Genomic DNA, 2,404 nt, shown 5'->3' on the forward strand with positions numbered 1-2,404 from the left:
TGCTCAAATGCAGCAACAACGTTGATAAGTTGATCTTGGTTCGACATGTTTGCGTCCTGATGAATTAGTCGCAGTCATTAAATCAGATCGAAAAATAGAAGTTGAGCTATGCTCTCGTAAGCTCACAATATACCCATCCGACTTGAAGATGCAGGATTCAGCTGGAATTAGAAACGTCTTTAGGTAAGGCAAATTAGTTGTTTAATAGTCATTCTATTTTCAATTAATTTAACGTAGCATAAAACGTTTCTAAACCAGCCCATAGGGGAAACCAGAGAAATTTATACTCAGCGCTGTATTTGTAATTAAGGGAACAACCATTAATAAAAAATACATCTTGATTATGAGTCGCTCTGGATTCCTGAAACGAGCATCTTCAAGTGGGATGGGTATATATTGATTGAAGAGATTGGTTGTTCAGGAGAATACATCTCCTGCATCCACATAAGCTACATCGATTTAGCGTCCTTGTCGAAATCAATAACGCAGCATAAAGCGTTTCTAATGCCTGTTGAAACCTTAATCACAAGTTGCTTGTGTATATATCCCTTACTAATCAATATGCATGTTTCAGAGTGCATTTTGAATGGTAACGGGGATCGAGGTAGTTTAGGGAATTATACGTCTCACTTCGCGATACACATACGATTTATTCCTTCGTATTTGGCCTGATACAACGCCTTGTCGGCTTCGCAAATGATCTGCTGAGATGAGCATGAGTCACCTAAGTTGCTTACCAAGCCAATACTCACTGTAACGCTTAAAATCTGTTTACTATCATCATTATCCACTTCTATGGGCAATGACTCAATTATTTTTATCAAGCGATTGGCGAACTTACTAGCTTCATGCAGCGGTGTTTCAGGTAAAATAACCGCAAACTCCTCTCCGCCATAACGACACACATAGTCTTCTTGTCTGCTTTCTAGAATAAGCCTTTGACTGAGAACTTTAAGTACAGTATCACCTGACTGATGTCCGTATTTATCATTGATGCTTTTAAAATGATCTACATCGATCATAATAAGCGATATAGGGTGATTAAAGCGTTTAGAACGATTAATTTCTATCGCGAGAAAATCGTTAAAAGCGCGCCTATTGTAGAGCAGTGTTAATCCATCTTTAGAGGCAAGCTGGTTAAGTAGTTGTGCTTCATTGCTAATTCGTATTTTTACTGTTTTTGCTAGAGAGTAAAATAATATAATTAATATTAAGCCGACTATAAATATTGTAATGCCGACGATTGTGGCCGTTTGTTTGATAGCATGCATCTCAGTTGATACATCGGTCAAAAGGATAGCATGAGCAATTTCATTCTGCTTTACATCTACTATGGGAATATTCATTAACCAGTAAGTGTGATCTTTCTCTTTTAGATTTAGCACATTTGTATAGTGTTCATGGTTAATAGATTTTAGATAATTCTCCATTACTTGAGGAATCACTTTGTTATTACCGGCTATAACAACATCCGAATACTGATCCCAGTTAGCGTCACGATTTAATAATTTCATGCCAGAAGACCATCTTTCCTCATTGAGAAAATCTTTAAAAACAATAACAGCTACCTCCATGTCATATATATTGTTTAAGCTTTTAAAAATGTGGTCTAACTCCATTCCTAATTCAATATAACCTATCAACTTTCCTGTTTCGGCGTGCTGCCAGGGAGCTACTACTCTAAGAGTGATAGTCCCTAAAACGCCCAATTCAATACCCCATTCAGGGGCCCCGCTTAATTGAGCATTGAGTGTTGTCACTCTGTCGATTTTGTCACCAGACTTTTGAGGAGCATGGACACGTAACAGGTTAATTCTATTAGGTTCGGTAAAATAAAAGTGAGTAATTTGGTAATGGCGGAATAAATCGTTATATAAAGCTTCTGTATGGTTATAGAGAGCGGTGTGATCTTTTTTCTCAAATAACGCTGCTAACTTTTTGTCTTGGCGTAACATTGCCAACATTGCTAGAATCGCGTTAACATTGCTTTGCAAGCTGTTTTGGTACATGTTTTCGGCGGTTATTTGAGTATTGCTCGCCCTACTGTCTATAAAAGAAAAGCTTTGCTCTTCAGATAATATATAAAATAAACTAATCGTGAAGCTGCATAGAATAATGACCATCAGCGAAGCAAAAGGGGTCAATAACTTAAGTATAAACCTTGATGAGTCAGTACTTTTTTTTAGTGTGTCAATACCCTTTGATTGTAGCTGCACTTTTTGCATCTTACTTATCCTTAATACTGACTTTCCCAAAGCGTTTATAATTCTAACTGAATGACGTGGTTTAATGGATTCGACTACCCCAGTTAAGAGATAATAGACTTAACTGGAGAAAAAAAATGACAGCACGTAAAAAATATTCAAAAGAATTTAAGCTTGATGCAATAGCATTAGTCGTTGAA

At 36.9% G+C, this 2,404-nt stretch carries 1 protein-coding gene; it reads right to left on the minus strand.

Annotated elements, in window-relative coordinates; genetic code table 11:
* Window positions 1-626: 626 nt before the first annotated feature.
* Window positions 627-2,225: a sensor domain-containing diguanylate cyclase gene (locus ND16A_RS20230; protein WP_052073072.1), complete on the minus strand. Its 1,599-nt coding sequence runs from the start codon at window positions 2,223-2,225 to the stop codon at window positions 627-629.
* Window positions 2,226-2,404 lie beyond the last annotated feature (179 nt).

Source organism: Thalassotalea sp. ND16A (assembly GCF_000764205.1).
Classification (GTDB): domain Bacteria; phylum Pseudomonadota; class Gammaproteobacteria; order Enterobacterales; family Alteromonadaceae; genus Thalassotalea_A.